General features: G+C 74.3%; 16 protein-coding genes and 1 pseudogene. 9 read left to right on the forward strand and 8 right to left on the reverse strand.

Features of this window, described 5'->3' with window-relative positions:
- Positions 1-47: 47 nt before the first annotated feature.
- Positions 48-548 carry a hypothetical protein gene (locus ACZ4W5_RS21795; RefSeq protein WP_465656284.1) on the reverse strand — a complete coding sequence of 167 codons (501 nt, stop codon included), beginning with the start codon at positions 546-548 and terminating at the stop codon, positions 48-50.
- Complete coding sequence (locus tag ACZ4W5_RS21800; RefSeq protein WP_465656339.1) at positions 545-1,819, reverse strand: molybdopterin-dependent oxidoreductase; 1,275 nt, start codon at positions 1,817-1,819, stop codon at positions 545-547. The genes ACZ4W5_RS21795 and ACZ4W5_RS21800 overlap by 4 nt, the downstream gene beginning before the upstream one ends.
- A 540-nt stretch (positions 1,820-2,359) precedes the next feature.
- Between ACZ4W5_RS21800 and ACZ4W5_RS21805 the strand changes: the two genes are divergently transcribed.
- Both ACZ4W5_RS21805 and ACZ4W5_RS21810 read left to right on the forward strand, forming a co-directional pair.
- Entirely contained in the window at positions 2,360-3,868 is a 1,509-nt protein-coding gene (locus tag ACZ4W5_RS21805; protein ID WP_465656285.1) for an MFS transporter, read from the forward strand.
- A complete protein-coding gene (locus tag ACZ4W5_RS21810) occupies positions 3,865-4,479 on the forward strand; it encodes a TetR/AcrR family transcriptional regulator (RefSeq protein ID WP_465656287.1) in 615 nt (204 codons plus the stop codon). Before ACZ4W5_RS21805 ends, ACZ4W5_RS21810 begins: the two co-directional genes overlap by 4 nt.
- Before the next feature lie 75 nt (positions 4,480-4,554).
- Here ACZ4W5_RS21810 and ACZ4W5_RS21815 read toward each other — a convergent pair whose 3' ends face one another.
- Complete coding sequence (locus tag ACZ4W5_RS21815; RefSeq protein WP_360235708.1) at positions 4,555-4,782, reverse strand: hypothetical protein; 228 nt, start codon at positions 4,780-4,782, stop codon at positions 4,555-4,557.
- A 268-nt stretch (positions 4,783-5,050) separates the two neighbouring features.
- On the opposite strand from ACZ4W5_RS21815, the gene ACZ4W5_RS21820 reads away from it, so the two are divergent.
- Together ACZ4W5_RS21820 and ACZ4W5_RS21825 are read left to right on the forward strand one after the other, a co-directional pair.
- Complete coding sequence (locus ACZ4W5_RS21820) at positions 5,051-5,254, forward strand: cold-shock protein (RefSeq protein WP_045694210.1); 204 nt, start codon at positions 5,051-5,053, stop codon at positions 5,252-5,254.
- A 275-nt stretch (positions 5,255-5,529) separates the two neighbouring features.
- Entirely contained in the window at positions 5,530-7,098 is a 1,569-nt protein-coding gene (locus tag ACZ4W5_RS21825) for a DEAD/DEAH box helicase (protein WP_465656289.1), read from the forward strand.
- 68 nt (positions 7,099-7,166) lie between these two features.
- On the opposite strand, the gene ACZ4W5_RS21830 is transcribed toward ACZ4W5_RS21825, so the two are convergent.
- Positions 7,167-8,183 (reverse strand): helix-turn-helix domain-containing protein, encoded by a 1,017-nt coding sequence (locus tag ACZ4W5_RS21830; protein ID WP_465656340.1) that lies wholly within the window; start codon positions 8,181-8,183, stop codon positions 7,167-7,169.
- Between the two features lie 65 nt (positions 8,184-8,248).
- Positions 8,249-9,169 (reverse strand): hypothetical protein, encoded by a 921-nt coding sequence (locus ACZ4W5_RS21835; protein WP_465656291.1) that lies wholly within the window; start codon positions 9,167-9,169, stop codon positions 8,249-8,251.
- A gap of 239 nt (positions 9,170-9,408) precedes the next feature.
- On the opposite strand from ACZ4W5_RS21835, the gene ACZ4W5_RS21840 reads away from it, so the two are divergent.
- From ACZ4W5_RS21840 to ACZ4W5_RS21855, 4 genes and pseudogenes are all read left to right on the forward strand, one after another.
- Complete coding sequence (locus tag ACZ4W5_RS21840) at positions 9,409-9,840, forward strand: GNAT family N-acetyltransferase (RefSeq protein WP_465656292.1); 432 nt, start codon at positions 9,409-9,411, stop codon at positions 9,838-9,840.
- A 61-nt stretch (positions 9,841-9,901) separates the two neighbouring features.
- Positions 9,902-10,597: a phosphatase PAP2 family protein gene (locus ACZ4W5_RS21845; protein WP_465656294.1), complete on the forward strand. Its 696-nt coding sequence runs from the start codon at positions 9,902-9,904 to the stop codon at positions 10,595-10,597.
- 117 nt (positions 10,598-10,714) lie between these two features.
- Positions 10,715-11,227, forward strand: a pseudogene (locus ACZ4W5_RS21850) (SigE family RNA polymerase sigma factor); the annotation flags it as partial.
- A gap of 142 nt (positions 11,228-11,369) precedes the next feature.
- Complete coding sequence (locus ACZ4W5_RS21855) at positions 11,370-12,632, forward strand: hypothetical protein (protein ID WP_465656296.1); 1,263 nt, start codon at positions 11,370-11,372, stop codon at positions 12,630-12,632.
- Between the two features lie 89 nt (positions 12,633-12,721).
- Here ACZ4W5_RS21855 and ACZ4W5_RS21860 read toward each other — a convergent pair whose 3' ends face one another.
- From ACZ4W5_RS21860 to ACZ4W5_RS21870, 3 genes are all read right to left on the reverse strand, one after another.
- Positions 12,722-13,774, reverse strand: a complete 1,053-nt coding sequence (locus tag ACZ4W5_RS21860; protein WP_465656298.1) for an FAD-dependent monooxygenase — start codon at positions 13,772-13,774, stop codon at positions 12,722-12,724.
- 162 nt (positions 13,775-13,936) lie between these two features.
- Positions 13,937-15,133, reverse strand: coding sequence for a transposase (locus tag ACZ4W5_RS21865; RefSeq protein WP_465656299.1), 1,197 nt, complete (start codon positions 15,131-15,133; stop codon positions 13,937-13,939).
- A gap of 107 nt (positions 15,134-15,240) precedes the next feature.
- Entirely contained in the window at positions 15,241-16,509 is a 1,269-nt protein-coding gene (locus ACZ4W5_RS21870) for an MFS transporter (RefSeq protein WP_465656301.1), read from the reverse strand.
- Between the two features lie 170 nt (positions 16,510-16,679).
- Here ACZ4W5_RS21870 and ACZ4W5_RS21875 point away from each other — a divergent pair, with 170 nt between their 5' ends.
- Positions 16,680-17,138, forward strand: a complete 459-nt coding sequence (locus ACZ4W5_RS21875) for a MarR family winged helix-turn-helix transcriptional regulator (protein ID WP_465656303.1) — start codon at positions 16,680-16,682, stop codon at positions 17,136-17,138.
- The last annotated feature ends 246 nt before the right edge of the window (positions 17,139-17,384 follow it).

The raw sequence follows: 17,384 nt of genomic DNA on the forward strand, positions 1-17,384 counted from the left end.
CCGACCAATGTAGGAGCGGACCGGGACGGGTAGGGCGAGGCGCCTGCTTACGGTTCCCGAACGTCGCGGGCGCCCCGACGCCGGGCGCGGCGCAGCGTGACCGCGAGGGCGAGGGCGGAGGCCCCGAACAGGGCGGCGGTGGCGGCGAGCCAGCGGCCGAGGTAGACCCCCTCCGAGAGCCCGGTGGCACCCGGGTAGGGCGCGGAGAGGTCGAGGACCAGCGGGAACCAGACGAGCAGCAGCAGACCGGAGAGGAACGCCGGGACCCGGAGGAAGTTGATCCAGCCCACCGTCGGCGCCGGCACGGCTCGGTGGCGCAGCACGGACCGGGCCGAGAGGTCGGCCAGCGAGTACAGCGGGAGCAGGATCAGGTCGTGGGCGACGGCGGCGCCGACGAACCAGACCGCCACCGCGAGCGGCCGGACCGTCACCAGCCGCTCGACCGCGTAGCCGGTCAGGGCGAGGGAGGCGAGCAGCGCCAGCAGGCGCAGCGGTCCGGCGCCGTACCAGCGGGTGAAGGCCGCCCGGCGGCTCCTCGGCCCGGTCATGCCGGCCCCGTCCGGAAGGTGAGGCGGCCGACCCATTTGGTGTTGTTCACACCGGGGTTGGCCGGGACGATGATCCGCGCGGGGTAGCCGTGGTCGAGCGAGAGCTCGGCGCCGTTGACGCGCAGGGCGAGCAGCGAGCGGGGGTCGCAGATCTGGTTGCCCCGCAGCACCACGGAGGTGTACGGGCCGGGCGGCTGGACCGATTCCACCAGGACGTTGGCGGCGTCGGGCAGTCCCGCCAGGGCGGCGAGGTCGGCGAGCGGCAGTCCGCTCCAGTGCTGGTCCTCGGTGGACCAGCCCTCCACGCAGGCGATCGGCAGCCGGGCGGAGCGCTGCGGCAGGGCGAGCAGCTGCTCCCTGGTGAACACCCGGGCGGGCCCGCTGCCGTGGAGCTCCAGCCGCCAGTCCGGCCCGACCATCGCGGCCGTGACGCCGACGGCGGCCGCGGTCTTGTTGACCTGGAAGCCGTTCGGCCCGGAGTCCCGGTCCCGGTTGTGCGGCGCCAGCAGGGCGGTGCCGCGCAGCCGGCCGCCGATGCTCTGCCCCGCGGTGACCACCAGCAGTGCCAGGGATCCGGAGCCGACCAGCGCGAGCGCCCCGCGGCGGGCGATCGTCGGCGGGGCGGGCTCGGGCGCCACCAGCCCGTCGGCGTCCGGGGGTTCGGGCCGGGTGCCGATGCGGCCGGTGCGCAGCTCCACCAGCAGCGAGCGGGACCGCAGGGCGCGGACCATCCGGCCCAGCCGGAGCGCGACGTGGACGGCGAACGCGGCGATGAACACCCACGCGCCGTAGAAGTGCAGGGTGTAGAAGGAGCCCGGGAAGACGTAGTGCAGCTGGATGTTGAGGATGCCGGTGGCGAACTCGAAGACGGCACCGCCGACCAGCATCAGCAGCGACAGCCGCTCCAGCGCGTGGGCCGCGCTGCGCGCCGGCGGCCACTCGAACAGCTTGGGGATCACCGACCACAGCTTGGCCAGCAGGACCGGCACCAGGACGACGCCGAGGGTCACGTGCACGCCCTGGGTGAGCCGGTACAGCCAGGACGGATCGGTCGGCCAGTCGAACAGGTAGAAGCCGAGCACGCCCTTGTCCGGCGTCTGGTCGTTGAGCGGGTCGAGGTCGGGGTTGTAGGCGGCGTACGAGAGGGCGCCGGTCACGAAGAGCACCGGGATCCCGAGCAGCAGCACCAGCCCGAACACCGAGGTCAGCCAGGGCCCGCGGATCGGGCTGCGCCAGAACCGGGGCCGGAACGGTCCGGGCGGCGCGGGCAACCGGCCGAGCCGCTCGGCGAGCGCCGCCGCCGAGCCGGACACCCGGGCGGTGACCACGGCGCGGCCGCGCCCGACGGCCCGGCCGAGGGAGCCCAGCGCAGCGCCCAGCCGTCGGGGCCGCTTCCCCGGCGGTTCGTCACCGTTGTGCGCCGTGTCCACCGACCACCTCCAGTCGCCCGGGAATCCGCGGGGCGGCGCGGCTCGTCGGCCGCCTGCCACCGGGAAGGGAACGGGCGTGCGCCGACGCTCCGTTCGGCGTCGACGACCGGTCGGCCGCAGCCCGCCGGACAGCCAACCACCCGTACCGAGCGCTCCCGGTGAAGCCGCCCGGACCGGACCGGGCTATCACCCGGACGGCCCCGGCACGGGGCCCGCTCGGACCCCGCTCCCGCAACCCTCGCCAGCCATGTCATCATGTGAAGACATCAGCTGATGACATCGACTGGTGACATCCCTCGGTCAGCTCTGCCCCGGGGTGCCCGGGGCCGCATCCCGCTCCCCGGTTCGATCTCTCGATCTGTGACAAGGGAGGGCGCGTCCATGGAGACCCCGACGGGCCTGTCGACGCGACGTGAGCGGGCCCTGGTGCCCGTCCTGGTGTTCCTCAGCGCCGTGGTGGCGGTGATCAGCAGCCTCGGCGCCCCGATGATCCCGACCATCGCCGCCGTCGACCACGTCTCGCTCGCCGAGGCCCAGTGGTCACTGACCATCACCATGCTGGTCGGCGCGATCGCCACCCCGGTGCTCGGCCGCCTCGGCGACGGCCCGGACCGCCGTACGGTCACCCTGGCGGCGGCCGCCGTGGTCGTGCTCGGCAGCGTGCTGGCCGCGCTGCCGCTCGGCTTCTGGTGGCTGATCGCCGGCCGCGCGCTCCAGGGCGTCGGCGTCGGCCTCACCCCGCTGGCCATCGCCACCGCCCGGGACGCGCTGCCCGCCGCGGCCTCCCGCTCGGCGGTCGCACTGCTGTCCATCACCACCGTGGCCGGCGTCGGCCTGGGCTACCCGATCACCGGGCTGATCGCCCAGTCCTTCGGCATCCACGCGGGCTTCTGGTTCGGCGCGGTGATCAGCGGCCTGGCCCTGCTGCTGGCCGTGCTGGTGCTGCCCCCGGCGAAGCACCGCGAACGGCGGCCGCTCGACGTGCCCGGCACCGTCCTGCTCAGCCTCGCCCTGGTCGGCCTGCTGCTGGTGCTCAGCGAGGGCGAGAGCTGGGGCTGGGCCTCCGGCCGGCTGTGGACGGTGGCCGCGCTGTCGCTGCTGCTGCTCGCCGCCTGGATCCGGCACGAACTGCGCACCGCCCACCCGCTGGTCGACCTGCGCAGCCTGCGCAACCCCGTGGTGCTGAGCGCCGACGTGGCCGGCCTGGTCGCGGGCGTCGGGATGTACCTGCTGATCTCCCTGGTGATCCGCTACGTCCAGACCCCGACCGGCACCGGCTACGGCCTGGGCGCCTCCGTCGTGGTCGCCGGGCTGGTGCTGCTGCCCTTCTCCGCGGTCAGCCTGCTGTCCAGCAAGATGGTGCCCGTCCTCACCCGACGCACCTCCTCCGCCCTCGTCCTGCCGATCGGCTGCGGCGTCTCGCTCGTCTCGATGCTGGTCTTCCTCCTCGCCCGCGACCAGCTGTGGGAACACCTGGTGGTGATGGGGATCGCCGGACTCGGGGTGGGCTGCACCTTCGCCGTGATGCCGGGTCTGATCGTCGCCGCCGTGCCCGCCCAGGAGGTCGGCAGCGCGGTCAGCTTCAACCAACTGCTGCGCACCATCGGGTACTCCACCGGCAGCGCGCTGTGCGGCGCCGTGCTCCAGGCGCACACCGCGCCCGGGCAACTGCTGCCCGCCGACAGCGGCTACCGGGACGCCGCGCTGATCGGCTGTGCGGTCTGGGTGGTGATCGGTCTGACTACGATCGTCCTGCCGCGGGTCAGTGCCGCGGCCGCCGCCCGGAACGGGGTGCGAGTGGACGAGGAGCTGATGGTGGAAGAGAGCATCGCCGACGCCGTGGCCGGCGAGGGCGAGGTACCCGTGCTGCGGGCGGGGGCCGAACGGTGACCGCGTCGTCCGGCGCCCCCGACCGGGCCGGAGACGCCGAAGGCCGTACGGAGCCCGCGCCCCCGCGCCGCCGGGACGCCGCCCGCAGCCGCGAACTGCTGGTCCAGGCGGCCCTGGAGCTCTTCGCCGAACGCGGCTACGACCGCACCACCACCCGGGAGATCGGCGAACGGGCCGGTGTCGACCCGGCGTTGATCGCCCGGTACTTCGGCGGCAAGACCCAGCTCTACCTGGCCACCGTCCGGCTCGAACTCGGCAACGAGACCCCGGCCGACCTGCTGGAGGAGGAACGGCTGCGCACCCTGCTGGTGCGGCTCACCCAGCGCGGCCCCGGCCCGTCCTTCCAGTCCGCGGTGCTGCCCGGCGACAACACCGAGGTGCAGCAGGCCTCCCGCAGCTACCTGTACGAGCGGGTGGTGGACCCGCTGCGCGAGCGCTTCACCGCCGAACGGGTGGACCGGCCGCAGCTGCGGGCCGAGCTCGCCGCGGCCGCCTTCGCCGGGGTCGTGCTGGCCCGCTCCAGCGGGGCGTTCAGCGAACTCGCGGCGGCCGACCCCGAGGAGCTGCTGCCGCTCCTGCACGGCCTGCTGGCCGCCAGCCGCCCGAGCTGACCCCGGCCCCCAGCGGGGAGCCCGCGCGGGGGCCCCGCGCGGGCGGTCACCCCTTCCAGGGGCGGGGCGCCGGGGTCAGAGCCGGAACATCGCGGTGTACGGCTGGGGGATGCGTTCCTGGCGCGATCCGAAGTCGACGAGCACCGCGATGTCTCCGTCACCTTCGACGGCGATGACCCGGCCGAGGCCGAACCCGTCGTGGGTGACCCGGTCCCCGACGGCGAAGTGCTTGCGTGGCGCCTCAGTCCGGGGCTTGAAGGGGCTGGTGGGCAGGGGGCGGCGACCTGCTGAAAAATTCGTCATTTGTCATTCAGTATGCGCCGCAGCACCACGGGTACGGACCCATTTCGACGTCACGATTTCGACGTCGTCGCGAAAAGTGCCGACACCGCGGGCGGCGGCCTGCTACAGTCGACTTAGTTGCAGTAGTGGTTCCCATGAACTTTGTGTGCGCCTGCTGATCTTGCAGGCGCATTTTTCGTTCCCCGGCTCTTCCCCGGTGGGCACTTCATGCGGTGACTCGAAGCCCGCACCGTGCGCGCTTCGGACAGTCCCTTGAAGGAGACTTTTAATGGCTAATGGCACTGTGAAGTGGTTCAACTCGGAGAAGGGCTTCGGCTTCATCGAGCAGGAGGGTGGCGGCCCGGACGTCTTCGCCCACTACTCGAACATCAACGCCAATGGCTTCCGTGAGCTGCTTGAGGGCCAGAAGGTCGAGTTCGACGTGACGCAGGGCCAGAAGGGCCCGCAGGCCGAGAACATTCGCCCGCTGTAGTTCACCCGCCAGGGTACCTGCCTGGTGGTGAGGGGTCCGCACCGCGTACATGCCCGGTGCGGGCCCCTCTGCGTTTCCCTGCCGCGACCGCCCACGGTTCGAGGTTCTGCGCACCCGCCCCTCCGCGGTGAGGGCCGACTGCGGCGACGTACCCCGCACGGTCCGACCGTCCCCGCTCCGCCCGTCACACGTCCGGCCCGTTCCCTGCGGTCTCCCCTGCGCCCCGCGCCACCGGAGCCTTCCTCGTGACGTGCCGCCCTGAGGAAGGTTCCCGCATGACCCGTTCCGGTCGCTCCTCCTACCGAGACTCGGACATCGGCTCCACCACCGGTTCCCACTCCGTCGGCCGGCCCTTCCGGGGCCGCCGCCCCGCCGGCCGGAACACGCCCCAAGGCCCCGCCGGAGAGGGCGAGTCGGCGCTTCCGGCGAGCACCACCCCGGCGCTGCCGGCGGTCGAGTCCTTCACCGAGCTGGACCTGCCGCAGCCGCTGCTGTCGACGCTGACCGGTCAGGGCGTCACCACGCCGTTCCCGATCCAGGCCGCGACGCTGCCCAGCTCGCTGGCCGGCCGCGACGTCCTCGGCCGGGGCCGCACCGGCTCGGGCAAGACCCTCGCGTACGGCCTCGCCGCGCTCGCCCGCACCGCCGGACGCCGGGCCGAGCCGCGCTGCCCGCTGGTCCTGGTGCTGGTCCCCACCCGCGAACTCGCCCAGCAGGTCACCGAGGCGCTCACCCCGTACGCACGCGCCGTACGGCTGCGCACGGCGACCGTGGTCGGCGGGACGTCGCTCAGCCGCCAGGCCTGGACGCTGAACCGGGGGGCGGAGATCGTGGTGGCCACCCCCGGCCGGCTCAAGGACCTCGTCCTGCGCGGCGACTGCCGGCTGGACCAGGTCGGCGTCACGGTGCTCGACGAGGCCGACCAGATGGCCGACATGGGCTTCCTGCCGCAGGTCACCGAGCTCCTCGACCAGGTGGACCGGGCCGGCCAGACGATGCTGTTCTCCGCGACCCTGGACCGCGGCGTCGACGGCCTGGTGCGCCGCTTCCTGGAGGACCCGGTCACCCACTCGGTGGACCCGGCCGAGGGGACGGTCGGCACCATGGAGCACCACGTGCTGCACGTGCAGAACTACGACAAGGGCGCCACGATCGCCCACATTGCCTCCCGCGACGGCCGGGTGATCATGTTCACCGAGACCAAGGACGGCGCGGACCGGCTGGTGGAGGAGCTGCTGGCGAACGGGGTGAAGGCCGCGGCCCTGCACGGCGGCAAGCTCCAGGCGCAGCGCACCCGCACCCTGGAGCAGTTCCGCACCGGCGAGGTGACCGCGCTGATCGCGACCAACGTCGCCGCCCGGGGCATCCACATCGACGGTCTCGACCTCGTCGTCAATCTGGAACCGCCGACCGACCACAAGGACTACCTGCACCGGGGCGGGCGCACGGCCCGGGCCGGCGAGTCCGGCACCGTCGTCACGCTGGTGCTGCCCAAGCAGCGCCGCGGGGCGGTCCGGATGATGAGCACCGCCGGGATCACGCCCGTCACCACCAGGGTCACCGCCGGTGACGAGGACCTGGCCCGGATCACCGGGGCCCGGGTGCCCAGCGGCGTGCCCGTCACCGTTCCCGATCCCGTGGTCGAGCGGCCGCGACGCGGCCCGTCGGCCGGTCACGGTCGGTACGGGCGTCCCTCCTCCGGCTCCGGCTCCGGCGGTGGCCGGAGCGGCGGCGGCAGTGCCCGGAGCGCCGGGGGCGGCGCCCGGACCGCCACCGACCGTGACGGCCAGGGCTCCTCCGGCCACCACCACCGGGCACCCCGGCGGGCCGCTCGCTCCGAGTAGCACCGCCGGGCCGCCGCTCACCAGGCCAGGCCCGCGCTCGCACCCGCCCGCACCCGGCCCGCCCGGCCTCACTCGCCCTCGGCCGCCCGTTCGGCCAGCGCCCGTTGACGGTGTTCCCGGGGCGGGTGCCCGTACGCGGCCCGGAAGGCGCGGCTGAAATCGTCGGCCCGGAGGAAGCCCCAGCGGGCGGCCACCGCGTGCACCGGGGTGGTGCGCCGGGCGGGGTCGGCGAGGTCGCGGCGGGCGCGCTCCAGGCGTTGGGCCCGGATCCAGGCGGCGAGGGTCTCGCCGTCCGGCGCGTGCCGGGTGAAGACCCGGTGCAGATGGCTGACGGAGACGTGGTGGGCGGCGGCGATCGTCGCGGGGGTGAGGTCGGGGTCGGCGAGGTTGCGCCGGACGAAGGCGCGCACCGCCTCCGCCAGCGCCCGGTGCCGGGTCTCCTCCGGCACGGCCGCCTCGGCCTCCAGCTCCCCGGCGACCCAGGCGGCGACCAGGTCGACCACGATCGTCCCCAGCCGGGCCGCCTCGGCCGGTCTCAGTACCGTCGCCTGCCGGTCCAGTCCGACCAGGAACTGCGACAGCAGCGCCGCCGAGCCCTCCCGGGCGTCGAAGGCGCGGCCGAGCAGGTCGCGCAGCCGGTGCGGCGGCAGCGGCAGCAGCTCGGCCGGGAAGTCGATGCCGACCCCGGAGAGCCGGGGGACCGTGCTCCCGGCGGTCGGGCCGCCGAAGGTCCGCAGGTCGTACGGGTGCGAGCTGTCCACCAGGTGCAGGGAGCCCGGCTCGAGCGTCTCCGTCCGGCCGGCCCCGCGGGTCAGCGCCATGGTGCCCTGCTGGAGGAACGACAGGTGGTAGACCCCTGTGTCGGCCCGCCGTACCATGCGCTCCGTCCGCCGGAAGCGCACCGACGGGAACGACGTCCCGAGCAGGACCACCTCGCCCAGCTCGGCTCGCCGCAGCTCGGCCCGGAAGTCGCCGGCATGGGCGCTGGTCGCCTCGCAGGCCCGGGTCCGTTCCAGCAACTCCCGCCAGCAGTCGAAGCGTTCGCTCGCGGGCAGCTCCTCACCCCGGAACACCGTTCCGGTCACTGCCGTCACGTCCGCCGCCTCGGGCTGCTCCCCCATCGTCCTCGCAACGCCGTCCGACAATCGGATCATCCCGCCGGGCGGGGCTCCGGCCCGGCCGGGCCCGGGGCCGCGGCGGGCGGGGCCTTGTCCAGGGAGACCGCCGGCAGTTCCCCCGACTGCTCCGGCTGATCCAGCTGCTCCGGCCGCTCCAGCTGCTCGGGCCGCTCCGGGTCGCTCCGCTCGATCCGGCCCAGCAGCCGGGCGACGGCGTCGGTGCGCTCGCGCAGCACCGCGACGTGCTCCGCCCGGTCCGCCTCGGTCGCCGCGTCGGCGGGCCGGACCGGGATGCCCCGCTGCCGGGCGGTCGCGATCAGGCTCTCCCCCGCCTGTCCGACGATCACCAGCACGGCGGCCGCGAAGCAGCCCGCGTCCAGGGTGCGCGGCCGGCCGAGCAGACCGCGGTGGACGATCTGGGCCGGAACGGTCAGCTCGTCCAGCCGCTGGTCGACCGAGCCGCGTTCGAGCGCCGCGAGGACGACCGTGGCCAGCGCCTCACCCGCCTTGGTGACCGCCCACTTGCGGCCGGGCACCGGCGGGAGGAACTCGCGGATGCGGTCCACGTCCTGTTCCAGGGCGCTGGTGGTCAGCACCTCGAAGGCGTTGCGGGTCCGGATCTCGACGACCTTGTCCCACTCGACCTCCTCACCGTCGAAACCGACCCGCACCGGCCCCAGGTGTACCGCGCCGTAGCCGTCGAGCAGCCCGAGCAGCTTGTGCACCACGGCCGGGGTACGGGGGTGACGGCCGATCAGCGTGCCCAGCGACAGCTTCCACGGCTCGGTGGCCGGCACCGGCGGCGGGGCCACCGAGCCCAGGGCCGCCAGCGCCCACCGCCCGCCCGCCGCGGACCGTCCGCCGCGCAGCACCGCCTGCCGGCCCGCCTCTCCCAGCCCGGCCGCCGCCCCCACCAGCCGTCCCAGCCCACCGGCCCACTCGACCCTGGCCACCCGCCCGCCCCCTCCACACCCCGACGAAACCCACAGGTCGGACATGGTACGGCGGAACCTCCGGCCGCCTTCGGGCACCTCCCCCCCCGGGGTCTCCGGGGTGCGGATCCGGGCTTTCCGCCACCCGCCGACGCTCCGTCAAGGATGATCGCCGTACGGACGGGTGGCGGCGGACCGGAGGATTCGGGCATACGCGCCGGGCACGGGATCCGTCCCACCCGACCTGTACGATGTAATGCATGAAGAGCATGAATGGCCCTTACGAGCTGCGCCCGGGCGTCCCCACCGTCGAGGTCTTCCGCCGCCTGCGCACCGACGCGGGCCTCTCCGACCGGGCCCCCGAGGACGTCGCGATCGGCCTGCCCAACACCTGGTACGGCGTGGTCCTGCACCACGGGGGCGAGCCGATCGGCATGGGCCGGATCATCGGCGACGGCGGCACCGCGTTCCAGATCGTCGACATCTGCGTCCATCCGGCCCACCAGGGCCGCGGCCTGGGCAAGCGCATCATGGCCGCCCTCACCGAGGAACTGGACCGCCGGGCACCCGCCACCGCCTACGTCTCGCTGATCGCGGACGGGCCCGCACGCCTCCTCTACGAGCGGTTCGGCTTCAAGGACACCGCGACCCACGACTCGGTCGGCATGTACCGTCCGATGGCAACGGGCTGACCGCCCCGGCCACGGGGGCGCCAGCCCGCACCCCGTCTCCCGAGGAAGGGCGCCCGCCACGATGGACCACCCGCCGAACGCCCGGCCCCGCCGGTGGGCGGCCGCGGCCGCCGTCGCACTGCTGCTGTTCGGGGCCCTGGCGGCCCTACTGGCCGCGCACGGCTGGGCACCGTACGGCTTCGAGCGGGACGCCGCCGACTGGAGCGCCGCCCACCGGCCGGCCGCCGCCCGGACGGCCGGCGTGGTGGTCACCTCGCTCGGCACCGGCGCGGTGCCCTACCTCCTCGCCCTGGCCGCCGGCGCCGTCGCCGTCCGGGCCCTGCCCGCCCCGCGCCCCACCCGCCGGGCCGCCCTGCTGCTCCTCGCCCCGCCGCTCTGGCTGATCGCCGGGCAACTGGTGCGCTACGGCCTGATGGAGGCCTGTGCCCGCCCCCGCCCGCCGCACGCCGACTGGGCCACCGCCGCGTCCGGCTTCTCCTTCCCCTCCGGTCACTCCTTCACCTCCGTGCTCTGCGCCGGCCTGCTCGCCCTCGCCGTGACCCGCGCTCGCCCGGCCGCCGCCCGGGCCGCCGTCGCGGGCGCCCTGCTGTTCGCGGCGGCCGTCGGCCTCAGCCGGATCTACCTCGGCGTGCACTGGCCCCTGGACGTCCTCGGCGGCTGGCTGCTCGCCGCCGGCTGGCTCGCCCTCGGCACGGCCGCCCTGCCCCGGGCCGACCGCCCCCGGGCCCCGCGGACCCTCCCGCACCGCCCCGGGTAGGCTCCCGCCGGGCTCGGCAGCCGAGCCCGGGCGCCCCGGCGGATCCCTGACGGGGCCCTGACGAACCCCCGGCGGACGGACTGTCACACGATGCCGGGCCCACCGCGTTACCAAGGTATGGATCAAGAATCGCGTGCGGACGCGTCGCCCGAACCACCCTGGCCGGAGTTCCCGGACTTCGTCGCCGCCCGCGCCCGGCACCTGCTGCGCACCGCCTTCCTGCTCACCGGCGGTGACGCCCACCTCGCCGAGGACCTGGTGCAGGAGGCCCTCGGCCGGATCTACGTCAAGTGGCGGCGGATATCCCGGCTGGACAACCCCAGCGGCTATGCCCAGACCGTCCTGGTCAACACCTTCCTCTCCTACCGGCGCAAGCGCAGTGCCTCCGAGCGCGTCACCGACGAGTTCCCCGAGGTCGGCGTCGACGACCCGGACCCGGCCCTGCGGCTGACCCTGCTGCGCGCCCTCAGCGAACTCCCCGCCCCGGACCGCGCGGTGCTGGTGCTGCGCTTCTGGGAGGACCGCAGCGTCGAGGAGACCGCCGCCGCACTGCGGCTGAGCGGCCCCGCCGTCCGCACCCGCTCCCGACGGGCCCTCGCGCGGCTGCGCGCCGTCCTGGGCGAGGACATCGACGCCGTCCTGAACGGATCGACGGCGGAAGGAACCGCGACGGCGAGCGGAACCGCGACGGCAGGAATACCCGCGACCGCGACGGACGGATCCAGCCCGAAGACCGGCCCCGACGGCCCCTCCCGGAAGGCGGTGCTGCGCCATGCCCAGTGACGACGACGCATTCGCGGACGCGTTGACCGACGGCTTCGCCCGTGCCCTGCGCGGCGCCGCCGAGCTGGCCCCCGAGCCGGTGCACCACGCGCTGGCCGCGCAGGCCGAGCAGCGCGGCCGCCGCCGGCGGCGCAACCGCCGGGCCGCCCTCGCGAGCGGCCTCGCGGTGCTGGTGCTGGCCGGGGCCGGCGGCTTCGCGGCCGTCCGCGGCGGCTCCTTCGCGGCGGTCGGCCCGGCCGGCCCGCCGGGCCCCGCCCTGCCGAGGATGTCCGCCCAGGAGCTGACCGCGCTGTACACCGGACTGCTGCCGAAGGGCACGGTGACCGACTTCACCGCCAGCTCGATGGGGAAGATCGACCCGCACCAGACCGGCTCCACCCTGATGTTCGACGACGGCGCGGGGGCGAGCATCGTGATGTTCACCGTGGAACGGACGAACCTCGCGCCCGAGGCGGGCGCGGTCTGCATGGACCCGTTCCAGACGCCGCAGGACTCCTGCGACCGGAAGGTCCGGCCGGACGGCTCGGTGCTGGTGATCGACAAGCTGCGCAGCGAGCACACCGAGAACGGCCGCGAATGGCGGGCCACCTGGGCCGCCCCGGACGGCCGACGGGTCAAGTTCACCGAGTACAACGGGCAGCCCGCCACGGCGAACCGGCCGAACCCGCCGCTCGACGACGCCCAGCTGACGGCCCTGGTGACCGATCCGGCCTGGGACCGGGTCTTCGCCACCCTCCGACCGGCCGACGGCGCCCCGAGGCCGGCCGCCGTCCCGACCCCCGCAGCGTCCGCCGCCACACCGTCCGCCACCGTCCCCACCGGCCCGGACCTGCTCGCGAAGCTCGTCCCGCTGCTGCCCGCCGGGGCCGAGGTGAAGGGCCAGGACCCCGCGCACGCCGCGCTCACCGTCAGCTTCCAGGGCCGCACCAGCCTGCTGATGGTCAGCGCGGAGCCGCCGTCCCAACGCGGCCGCGACGAGCTCGCCGGAATGGACGGCAACCCGCCGACCCCGCTGGAGGTACGGGAGAAGCGGCCGGACGGGACGGTCGTCGTCACCAACCGCTTCGGCAACGGGAAGACCGCGACCGACCCGGTGCTGCACTGGCTGGCCGCCGTCCACTACCCGGACGGCAGCCAGGTGCAGATCTCGGAGGGCAACGGCGAGAACGCCTACACCTACCGCCCGGGCGATCCGGCGCTCGACACCGACCGGTTGAAGGCGCTCGTGACCGACCCGGTCTGGCGTCGCTGAGCGGGCGAACGGGCGCTCCGGCACGGCGAGTTGACGACGGCGAGTTGCCGCTCACCCAGGGCCGGGGCGCCGTTCCGGGGGCGGCGCGGTCAGCGGAGCCCGCCGCCGCAGCCGCTCGCCACCTCCGGGGCCGGCTCGCTGCGGCGGGCCTCGAAGTCGGCGAGCCAGCGGAGCGCGTCGCCCGCCGAGGCGTCCCAGCCCGTGCCCAGGTCGACGGCGTCCTCCAGCGCGTGCCGCAGGCCCAGGTCCTCCAGCGGGCCGGGCGCCTCGGCGCGCCCGCCGACCAGGGCGACCCGGCCGCGGACCCGGCCCGCCCCGGCGGCCTGGTCGGGGACGGTCCAGGCGTGCCAGTCCCGGCCCATGGTCAGCACGTTGCGGGCGGCGTAGCCGATCTCCGGGAAGGCCGCGAGCACCTGCTCCAGGTCGACCCGGGTCCCGTCCAGGTCCGCTCCGGTGTGCTGGTGGCGGGTCGCGGAGAGGCTGAGGTAGCGGGAGTCGGGCAGCGGGAAGTGCGCCACCTGCCACTGCGCGCCGACCCAGCAGGTGGCGGCACCGTCCTGCCAGCGGTCCGCCACCAGCTCCATCGGGATCACGGTGTGGTAGACCGCGAGCCGCGACCGAGGGGTGCGGTCCGCCCACTGAGGGTCCCGGCGCACGACCGAGCGGGCCGTACCGGAGAGGACCAGGGCGTCGCCGGTGACGCTGCGTCCGTCGGCGAGCGCCGCGACCACCGACTCGCCGTGCTCGGTGTAGCCGACCACCCGGCTGTCCGCGAGCAGTCGGACGGCGTCCAGCTCCCAGCAGGCCTCCAGCAGCGGCTCGTGGACGTCCAGCCGGTGGGCCGTCGCGTGCGTCGGGCGGCCGTCGCCGTGCCGGGCGGGCAGGGCGATCGTGCTGACCGGCTCCCCGGTCGCGCCGTCCATCACGCGGAACTCGTCGATCACCAGGGACCGTTCGCGGACGGCGTCGCCGACGCCGAGCAGGTCCAGCAGCCGGAACGCGTGCGGCGCCAGCCGGACGCCCGCCCCGCCCTCGGTGAGCACCGGCCGTTGCTCCAGGACGAGGACGTGATGGCCGCGCGCGCCCAGCGCAACCGCCGTGGCCAGACCGCTGACACCACCGCCGGCAACCAGAATTCGCATGCTTCCGATGATGGCTCCGGGGGGACGTACCGGGCGATGCGGTCACGTTGCCTGTGTCAGAACCTCCCGCCGAGGTGACACATCGCAAACTCCGAGGTTTGAAACGCGCGATGTCTGATTTGTGTGGTTGGCCGCGCCGCATAGCGCCTCCCCACCGGACGCTCAGAGCGAGCGGCCCATCCGCTCCATCGACACCATGCAGTGGGTCCACGGACGGACCCGGGCCCGCGCGGCCGCCACCACCTGCGCCACGTGCGCGGCCGCCGCCAGGGTCATGTGGCGGTGCCAGCCGTCGGCACCGCGCCCCTCGTAGTCGTCCAGGGCCCCGACGTGCGAGGCGGAACCGGCGAAGTCCTGCTCGACCCGCTGCGGGAGCTTCGCCAGCCGCAGCAGCACCCCGAGCGGCGTCGCCGTCAGGTTCGTCAGCCAGCAGCCGACCGGCTGCTCCTGCCCGGCGTCCCACTGGCCCAGCAGCAGCAGCGGCAGCCCGGCCCACTCCACCGGCACGCCGCCGACCAGGCTCCGGCGCACGGCGCCCGTCGCCGGGTCCGTCCACTCCACCGGCCGCCGGAGCATCCGGTGCAGTTGCAGCACCCGGGCGGCGGGCAGCGAGCGGCCGCCCCGGCCCGTCCCCCGGTCCAACACCGGCAGGTCGGCGGGGACGGCGGACAGCAGCGGCGCGCCCGCCCGGGCGTAACGGTCGAAGACCGGCCCCAGATCGGCCCCCGGGAGGTCCAGGACGACCGGGCGGGGCCCGATCGTGCTCGGGTCGCACACCCGGGCGGCCGCCGCGACGCACCCGGCCGCCCGCTCGCCGAGTGGCACCAGGTGCCATCTGACCGGCACCGTGACGTCGCTGGCCACGCCCCACATCCCGATCGCCTGCCGGCCCTTCCGGGGGACCGGCAGCGCCTGCACCACCCAGGCGGTGAAGCGCAGTTCGTTGTCGGCGTGGCGCTGCAGCGCCCGGCTGACCGGCTCCCAGTCCCAGGTGGACGCGGCGATGAAGTGGTGCAGGCTCTGGGCGAGTTCGGGCCCGCCGACCTGGGCGGCGATGTTCCGGATCGACTTGCGGCCCTCCGCCGCGATCAGCCCGCGCAGGTAGAGGGCGCCCTTGGCGCGCTGGTCGCTGCGCGGCAGCGGGGCGAAGAGCACCTCGGACAGCTCCTCCAGCACGCCGCCGGCGGTCGGGCCCGGGCTCGCGGTGCCCGGGTGGCTCGCTGTACCCGGTGGGCTCACGGTACCCGGGAGGAGGGCGGACGGGCTGCGGCCGGACGGGCTGCGGCGGGCGGTCCGGCGCCGGGTGTCGGGCTCCGCGGGGCGAGTGAAGATCGTGTCCACACCAGCGCGAACGGTCATGTCGGCAAGCCTATTTCCACTTCCCCCGGGGTGGCCGAAAACCGTCGCCGCGCCGCCCACCGGTGGGACGGCGGGCGGCGCGTGGCAGGGAGCGCGGCGTCCGGGAGTCAGGCCTTCCGGGCCAGTTCGCCGTCCACGCCGTCCACGTGGGTGGCGGAACCGGCGGCGGACCCGGCGGCCGAAGCATCGGCGGCAGCGGTGGGCTCCAGCGCCTCGCGGCGGCCGCGGGCCCACATCAGCACCGAGAGCGTCAGGGCGATCGCAGTGGCGAGGGCGGCGGTCAGGGTGACGGCCCGGGCGTCGTAGCCGAGGTCGATGGTCGCGCCGCCGAGCCAGGCGCCGAGCCCGTTGCCCAGGTTGAACGCGGAGACGTTGGCCGAGAGAGCGAGGGCGGGTGCGGCGGCGGCCACCGCGAGGATCCGCGCCTGGAGCGCCGGGATGATGGAGAAGCCCGCGGCGCCGAACAGGAACAGCGCGATCGCGGCCGGGACCTGATGGGGCGCGGCGAGCCAGAACAGCAGCAGGGCGACCAGCAGGGCGCTCTGGGCGCGCAGCACGCCGCGCATCACGTTGGCGTCGGCGGCCTTGCCGCCCAGGATGTTGCCGAGGACGGAGCCGATGCCGAAGACGATCAGCAGGATGCCGACCATGGCGGGCGCGAAGTGGCCGATGTCGCGCAGCAGCGGGGCCAGGTAGGTGGAGGTGGTGAAGACCGCTCCCTGGGCCAACACGGTGATCAGCATGGACAGTTGCAGGCTGCCCTTGCGGAACACCTTCATCTGTTCGCGCAGCGAGAGGCTCCCCTCCGCGCCCTCCTCGCTCTCGGTGGACAGCGCGCCGGGCACGAACCTGACGATCAGCAGCAGGCACAGCACGGCGAAGCCGGTGACGTAGCCGAAGGTGGCGCGCCAGCCGAAGTGCTGGCCGATGAAGGTGCCGATCGGGGAGCCCAGCACGTTGGCGAAGTTGAAGCCGAGCGCGATCTTGGCCATCGCGGTGGCCTGCTTGTCCGGCGGGGACATCAGGGCGGCGACGTGCCAGGCGACGGCGGCGAAGGTGCCGTGGCTGAGCGAGGTGAAGATGCGCGCGCCCATCAGCGTGGGGTAGTTGGGGGCGAGCACGGCGATGACGTTGCCGACGATGAAGACGCCCATCAGGCTGAGCAGCAGCCCCTTGCGGGACCACTTGGTGGTCAGCAGGGTGATGATCGGCCCCCCGATCGTCACCCCCAGCGCGTAGCCGGTGACCAGCAGGCCGGCGGTCGGGATGGTCACGTCCAGGTCGGCGGACATCTCGGGCAGGATCCCCGCGATGACGACCTCGGCGGTGCCGACGCAGAACACTCCGAGCATCAGGGCCAGGAGGGGCAGTGGCATGGCGACCCAAGCCTTTCGTAGGGAGCCAGGTTCAAGGATGATGTATGCGATTGCATATAGATAATGGACGAACGTGCCTGGGTGGTCAACTGCCGCAAAGAGTTACGCTGGAAAACAGTGGCGGACGGACAAGCAGAACGTTCCGAAGGACTCAGTGAGGGGCCGCGTCGATGGAGACATGGGGACCGGGGAGCGGGCGGGACGAGATCGCCATCTGGCGACAGCTCACCCGCCTGATGGAGCAGGTCAACGCGACCGCGGGCAGGCGGCTGACCCGCAGCCACGGGGTCTCCATGAACGAGTTGCTGCTCCTGCTCTCGCTCGCCGAGCAGCGTGACGGCACCCTGCGGATGTCGGACCTGGTCAAGACCCTCGGCGCCAACCAGCCCTCGGTCAGCCGGATGGCCGCCCGCCTGGAGGACGCCGAGTGGGTGGTGCGGCGCAGCGCCCTGGACGACAAGCGCGGGGTGGACGTACGGATCACCGACGCCGGCCGGCGACTGGCCGGGGAGGCCGAGCAGACCCTGCGCAAGGCCCTCGCCGAGGCGCTCGACTCGGCCGCCCTGAGCGACTCCACCGCCTCGCTCGTCGCCCGGCTGCGGTACGCGCCCGCGGTGCCGATCGACTGAGCACCCACCCTCCCCGTACCGGCCCCGATCGCAGGCCCCGCCCGCGACCGGGGCCGCTTCATGCCGGTTCACATCCCGGCAACAGGACTCCATGCGAAGTAACGGCGCAGAAATATATGCATTCGAATGCATCTAATGTGACCGCTATCACGTTGCCGTGTATACGGATCGAGCACTAGCGTTCGAGGCCGACAACCGGCGGACGGTCGACTCGTTCCCACCGCCCACTCCCCCGCTCGAGGACGC

The sequence above is a fragment of the Kitasatospora sp. NPDC029367 genome (assembly GCF_055569135.1).